The organism is Mycobacterium sp., from assembly GCF_032161845.1.
Taxonomy (GTDB): Bacteria; Actinomycetota; Actinomycetes; order Mycobacteriales; family Mycobacteriaceae; genus Mycobacterium.
In genome coordinates this window covers 21,148-27,263 of record NZ_JAVRQA010000057.1, presented here as the reverse complement: position 1 = coordinate 27,263, position 6,116 = coordinate 21,148, and the positions used below count along the sequence as shown (strand labels likewise).

The following is a 6,116-nucleotide window of genomic DNA, read 5'->3' as shown; positions in this document are numbered from 1 at the left end:
AGATGCTGACCGTGATCAGCGAGCGCGACATGTGACCGACGAGGGCGCGCAGGTCCCATTCGCCGAGACCTGGCCCTTCCCAAGCAGACTCGGGAATAGCGCGGACGAGACCGGCGAACGCGCGCGCCGCCGAGGTGTAGGTCGCTACGGTCGTCACCGGGATCTCACGCGGCCTTGATCTGGTCCCAGCCCTCGACGGATTCCGGGCTACGTGGTGCTGGGCCGACGTAGATGGCCGCAGGGCGGACCAGCTTGCCGAGTCGCTTCTGCTCGAGGATGTGCGCGCACCAACCCGCCGTCCGCCCGCAGGTGAACATGGCAGGCATCATCTTCGGAGGAACCCCGGCGAAATCGAGCATCACGGCGGCCCAGAATTCGACGTTGGTCTCGATGGCGCGGTCGGGGCGGCGCTCACGCAGTTCGGCGAGCGCGGCCTGCTCGAGCGCGGCAGCTACCTCGAAGCGCGGCGCGTCGAGGCGCTTGGCGGTCGCCCTCAGTACCCGGGCCCGCGGGTCCTCGGCGCGGTAGACGCGGTGTCCGAAGCCCATCAGCTTGTCCTTGCGGTCCAGGATGGCCTTGACCACGACGCGAGCATCGCCAGACCGTTCGACCTCTTCGATCATCGGCAGCACGCGGGCAGGCGCGCCGCCGTGCAGTGGACCGCTCATCGCGCCGACGGCGCCGGACAGCGACGCCGCGACGTCGGCCCCCGTCGACGCGATCACTCGTGCGGTGAAGGTGGACGCGTTCATGCCGTGCTCCGCCGCGGTGACCCAGTACGCGTCGATGGCCTCGACGTGCCTGGGATCGGGGTCACCCTTCCATCGCGTCATGAAACGCTCTGTCACGGTGGCACATTCGTCGATGGTTCGCTGCGACACCGCGGGCTGATAGATGCCGCGGGCCGACTGCGCGACGTAGGAGAGCGCCATCACCGAGGCGCGCGCCAACTGATTGCGGGCGGTGTCGTCGTCGATGTCGAGGAGCGGTTGGTAACCCCAGATCGGGGCAAGCATGGCCAGGCCGGCTTGCACGTCGACCCGGACGTCACCGGTGTGAATCGGCAGCGGGAAGGGCTCTGCGGGCGTCAAACCCGCGCCGAACCTTCCGTCGACCAGCAGTGACCACACATCGCCGAAGGTGACGTGCTGCCTCACCAGCGCTTCGATGTCGACGCCTCGGTAGCGCAGGGCGCCGCCGTCCTTGTCCGGTTCGGCGATCTGAGTGGTAAAGGCGACGACACCTTCGAGACCCTCTACGAAGCCGTCTGGTATGCCGTCTGGAACCGTTGACGCGCTAGTCATGAGCAGATTCTCGCACCACGGCCACCGACCATCACTACCGGTCGGTAACCGGGCCAGCTGGAGGTGGGCGTAGCGTCGCCGTCGTGGTTTCAGAGGACGGCGAGCGCCTGGCGCGCATGCGCGTGGAGTACGGCTCTCCCGAGAAGGATGGCAGTTCAGATCTCGACGCCGACTGGCTCTCCGACGGATGGATCGTCTTGCTGCGCAAGTGGTTAGGCGATGCCGAACGGGCTGGGCTCGCGGAGCCCAACGCCATCGTGGTCGGCACGGTCGATGCCGAGGGAAGACCCGTCACCCGAACGGTGTTGTGCAAGGGCGTGGATGACGCCGGGATCACCTTCTACACCAACTACGACTCCGACAAGGGCCAGCAGCTCGCCGCGATGCCCTATGCGTCGGCGACCTTTCCGTGGTTCGCTCTCGGGCGCCAGGTTCACGTCCGCGGCGCCGTCACCAAGGTCACGCCCGACGCAACGGCGAACTACTGGGCAAAGCGTCCCCGCGGCTCGCAATTGGGGGCGTGGGCGTCGCAGCAATCCCGTCCGATCGCCTCCCGCGAGGCTTTGCGCCAGCAGCTCGCCGACGTCACCGAGCGGTTCGCTGACGTCGAGTCGGTTCCCGTGCCGCCGAACTGGGGTGGCTATCTCATCAGGCCCGACGTGGTGGAGTTCTGGCAGGGCCGCGAGAACCGCGTGCACAACCGGATCCGCGTGACCGGAGCGGTCGTCGAGCGACTGCAGCCCTGAGGGTGGCGGGGCTCTTCGCCGACACCACACCGCTGCGGACACCGGACTTCCGCAGGCTGTGGCTCTCGGGCATCGTCACCGTCATCGGCGCGAATCTCACGATCTTCGCCGTTCCCGTCCAGCTCTATGCCTTGACGCAGAACTCCGCCTACGTCGGGCTGTCCGGCCTCTTCGCGTTGGTCCCGCTGGTGGTCTTCGGCCTGTGGGGCGGCGCATGGGCCGATGCGATGGACCGCAGGCTGCTGCTCGTCATCGCGTCCATCGGGCTAGCGGTGTCGTCGGTGCTGCTGTGGCTGCAGGCGGCGCTCAACCTCAACAACGTGTGGGTGGTGCTGTGCCTGCTGTCGGTGCAGCAGGCCTTCTTCGCGATCAACAGCCCGACCCGGTCGGCTGCGATCCCGCGGATGGTGCCCTCGGAGCAACTGCCTGCGGCGAACTCGTTGAACATGACGGTCATGCAGTTCGGCGCCATCGTCGGACCGTTACTGGCCGGCGTGCTGCTGCACTTCGTCGACCTGTCGACGTTGTATCTGATCGACGCCATCACGTGCATTGCGCCGATCGTTGCGACCTTCCGGCTGGCGAAGATGCCTCCGACCGGCACTGCGCAGGGCTCCGCGAAGTGGGGTCTCGCTGCGGTGCTCGACGGCTTCCGCTACCTGGCGGGCAACCGGGTGGTGCTGATGTCCTTCGTCGTCGACCTGATCGCCATGATCTTCGGCATGCCAAGGGCGCTTTTCCCGCAGATGGCGCACGAGAGCTTCGGCGGCCCCGTGGAGGGAGGCTCTGCGATGGCGTACCTTTCCGCGGCCATCGCGGTTGGCGCCGTCGCGGGCGGCGTGTTCTCGGGTTGGTTGCCGCGGATCACCCGCCAGGGACTCGCGGTGGTGGTCGCCATCGTCGTGTGGGGCGTGGCGATGGTCGGCTTCGGGCTGGCCGCCGGATTCGCGGGCGGGCATGCCGGAACTTTGCTGTGGGTCGCGCTGGCGTTCTTGGCCATCGGCGGGGCCGCCGACATGGTGTCGTCGGCGTTCCGTTCGACGATTCTGCAGCAGGTGGCGTCCGACGACTTGCGCGGTCGACTGCAGGGCGTCTTCACCGTCGTCGTGGCAGGTGGGCCGCGGATGGCCGACGCCGTTCACGGTGCGTCGGCAGCCGTCGTCGGCACGACGCTGACCGCGGCGGGTGGCGGTGCCCTCGTCGTGGTCGGCGTGGTGATTGCGGCGCTGCTGGTGCCCGCATTCATCCGCTACCGGGTGTGAGTTCGCCGCTTCGCGGTGCACGTGCGCAAGCGGGTTAACATCTTCTCGTGGCCGACGTGTCGAGTGAGTCGCATCTCGGCCTCCGTGAGCGCAAGAAGCTCCGGACGCGGGCCGTCCTCATCGACGCCGCCATGGATCTGTGTCTGAAGCAGGGCTACGACCTGACCACCGTCGAGCAGATTGCCGCGTCGGCCGACGTGTCACCGCGGACGTTCAGCCGCTACTTCCCCACGAAGGACGCGGTATTCCTAACCCTCGTCGACGACTACGCGAACGAGGTGGCCATCGAACTCGAGACGGTGGACGCCCAAGTCGGTCCGCTCGAGGCCATGCGGCAGGCGCACGTGGCGGTTCTGACGCGTGTCGCGACGAGGCAGGTCGGCAGACTGACCACCGACCGCATCACCCTGATGCTTCGCGTCATCAACGCATCGGAATCCCTGAAACATGCCTCGTTTGAGTTCCGGCACGACGTCACGCAGGTCGTCCTGGCCAAGCGCATGGGCGTGAACATCGACGACCGCCGCGTGCACCTGGTGAACGTAATCTTCTCGGCGACCATCGTGGCCGCGTGCGGGGACCTCATCGCCGACACCGACACCGTGCGGTTGGGGCCGCTGCTCATGGTGCATCGGCTCAACGAGGCGTTCGCGCAAGTGGCGTCGATGGCGAAGGACCTGCAGTGTCCACCGGCGGGGGCCGACTACGAGCCGGTGTATGGCTGAATTCGCCCCGCCCCAGCCCACTGGGCATGGCCTGCGAGAACGCAAGAAGCTGCGAACCAGGACGACACTGATCGAAGCGGCGGCCGAACTGTGCGTGGAGCAGGGTTTCGACAAGACCACCGTCGAGCAGATCGCCGCGGCCGCCGACGTGTCGCCGCGAACCTTCAGTCGGTACTTTCCTACCAAGGAATCGGTGGTCACCGCGATGACGGGTGACATGGACGCCTACCTCGCCACCGCGTTGACCGACCAACCGACCGACATCGACGAGTACGAGGCTCTGCTCCGCGCTCATCTCGAGGTGTTCGGCCCTGACGAGGACCATCTGACGCCGGGTTTCATGCGGATGGCCGTCCTCATCCAAATCATCAACAACGCAGAGTCCCTGCGGTCGTCGGCATTTCTGCATCAGCGGACCGTCGAGGAGAGAACCGCTTTCGTGGTGATGGGTCATCGGATGGGGGTGCCTGCCTCGGACCCTGCCGTGCGGATGGTTGCCGACACCTGGACGGTGTTGTTCGCAAACGCGTTCTCGGGCTTGGGCATGCCGGGCCACGACCCACTCGAGCCGCGGGTTCTGTGCGATCGTCTCCGCACCCAATACGAGCTGTTCCGCCGTACCTGGACACCGTGGACGAGCGGCTAGGACCGCGCGGGTCAACCCCCCGCAAGCGCTCGAAACCGATAGCGACTACCTTCCACTAGTGACGGACAGCTTCGTTCCGGTCGCCAACCGTAGAAGGAATTAACGTGCCCGAAGACTCCAGTTCCGACGAGGTCGCCACCCTCCGCTATCCGGGGGGCGAGATCGACCTGGAGATCGTGAAGGCGACGGAGGGAGCCGACGGCATCGCACTGGGGTCGCTGTTGGCCAAGACCGGTTACACCACCTTCGACGGCGGCTTCGTCAACACCTCGTCGACCAAGAGTTCGATCTGCTACATCGACGGCGACGCCGGTATCCTGCGCTATCGCGGGTATCCCATCGAGCAGTTGGCGGAGAAGTCGACGTTCATCGAGGTCAGTTATTTGCTGATCTACGGCGAGCTACCGACGGCCGATGAGCTGGAGAAGTTCACCACCCAGATTCAGCGGCACACGCTGCTTCACGAAGATCTCAAGCGGTTCTTCGACGGCTTCCCCCGCAACGCGCACCCGATGCCGGTGTTGTCGAGTGCGGTCAATGCCCTCTCGGCGTACTACCCGGATTCGGTGGACCCGCTGGACAAGGAGCAGGTCGAGCTGTCGACGATTCGACTGCTGGCCAAGCTGCCGACCATCGCCGCCTACGCCTACAAGAAGTCGGTCGGGCAGCCGTTCCTCTACCCGGACAACTCGCTGACGCTGGTGGAGAACTTCCTGCGGATGACGTTCGGGTTCCCCGCCGAGCCGTATGAGGTGGACCCGGAGATCGTGCGGGCGCTCGATCTTCTGCTGATCCTGCACGCCGATCACGAGCAGAACTGCTCGACGTCGACGGTGCGGCTGGTCGGTTCGTCGCAGGCCAACCTGTTCACCTCGGTATCGGGTGGCATCAACGCGCTCTGGGGTCCGCTGCATGGGGGCGCCAACCAAGCGGTGTTGGAGATGCTGGAGAAGATCCGCACCGGCGACGACGACGTCAGCACCTTCGTCAAGAAGGTCAAGAACCGCGAAGAGGGCGTGAAGCTGATGGGCTTCGGGCACCGGGTCTACAAGAACTACGACCCGCGCGCCCGCATCGTCAAGGAGCAGGCGGACAAGATCCTCGGCAAGCTCGGGGTGAACGACGAGCTGCTCGACATCGCCAAGCAGCTCGAAGAGGTCGCGCTGACCGACGACTTCTTCGTCGAGCGCAAGCTGTACCCGAACGTCGACTTCTACACCGGCGTCATCTACCGGGCGATGGGCTTTCCGACGCGCATGTTCACGGTGCTGTTCGCGCTGGGCCGGCTGCCAGGGTGGATCGCCCATTGGCGGGAGATGCACGAATCGCCGAGCAAGATCGGCCGTCCGCGCCAGATCTACACCGGCTACACCGAGCGCGACTATGCCGACATGGGTGGCCGCTAGCTCGCCACCCCGTGTCTGGTAGGCCAC

General features: G+C 66.1%; 6 protein-coding genes and 1 pseudogene. 5 read left to right on the top strand and 2 right to left on the bottom strand.

What is annotated here, in order from left to right:
- Together QOD90_RS03445 and QOD90_RS03440 are read right to left on the bottom strand one after the other, a co-directional pair.
- Nucleotides 1-157, bottom strand: a pseudogene (locus QOD90_RS03445) (mycothiol maleylpyruvate isomerase); the annotation flags it as partial.
- Between the two features lie 7 nt (nt 158-164).
- A complete protein-coding gene (locus QOD90_RS03440; RefSeq protein ID WP_526346690.1) occupies nt 165-1,304 on the bottom strand; it encodes a citrate synthase in 1,140 nt (379 codons plus the stop codon).
- 83 nt (nt 1,305-1,387) lie between these two features.
- On the opposite strand from QOD90_RS03440, the gene pdxH reads away from it, so the two are divergent.
- The 5 genes from pdxH (at nt 1,388) to QOD90_RS03415 (ending at nt 6,089) form a co-directional block, all read left to right on the top strand.
- Entirely contained in the window at nt 1,388-2,050 is a 663-nt protein-coding gene (gene pdxH, locus QOD90_RS03435; RefSeq protein ID WP_526346688.1) for a pyridoxamine 5'-phosphate oxidase, read from the top strand.
- A 2-nt stretch (nt 2,051-2,052) separates the two neighbouring features.
- Nucleotides 2,053-3,312, top strand: a complete 1,260-nt coding sequence (locus QOD90_RS03430; protein WP_526346686.1) for an MFS transporter — start codon at nt 2,053-2,055, stop codon at nt 3,310-3,312.
- 47 nt (nt 3,313-3,359) lie between these two features.
- Nucleotides 3,360-4,037 carry a TetR/AcrR family transcriptional regulator gene (locus QOD90_RS03425; protein ID WP_526346684.1) on the top strand — a complete coding sequence of 226 codons (678 nt, stop codon included), beginning with the start codon at nt 3,360-3,362 and terminating at the stop codon, nt 4,035-4,037.
- Nucleotides 4,030-4,683: a TetR family transcriptional regulator gene (locus tag QOD90_RS03420; protein ID WP_526346682.1), complete on the top strand. Its 654-nt coding sequence runs from the start codon at nt 4,030-4,032 to the stop codon at nt 4,681-4,683. Before QOD90_RS03425 ends, QOD90_RS03420 begins: the two co-directional genes overlap by 8 nt.
- 104 nt (nt 4,684-4,787) lie before the next feature.
- Nucleotides 4,788-6,089, top strand: a complete 1,302-nt coding sequence (locus QOD90_RS03415) for a citrate synthase (protein ID WP_526346680.1) — start codon at nt 4,788-4,790, stop codon at nt 6,087-6,089.
- Nucleotides 6,090-6,116: the final 27 nt, after the last annotated feature.

Bases quoted from the DNA above. Each gene is read 5' to 3' on its own strand.
- QOD90_RS03420 (WP_526346682.1), top strand. From the start codon at position 4,030: ATGGCTGAATTCGCCCCGCCCCAGCCCACTGGGCATGGCCTGCGAGAA.
- QOD90_RS03440 (WP_526346690.1), bottom strand. From the start codon at position 1,304: ATGACTAGCGCGTCAACGGTTCCAGACGGCATACCAGACGGCTTCGTA.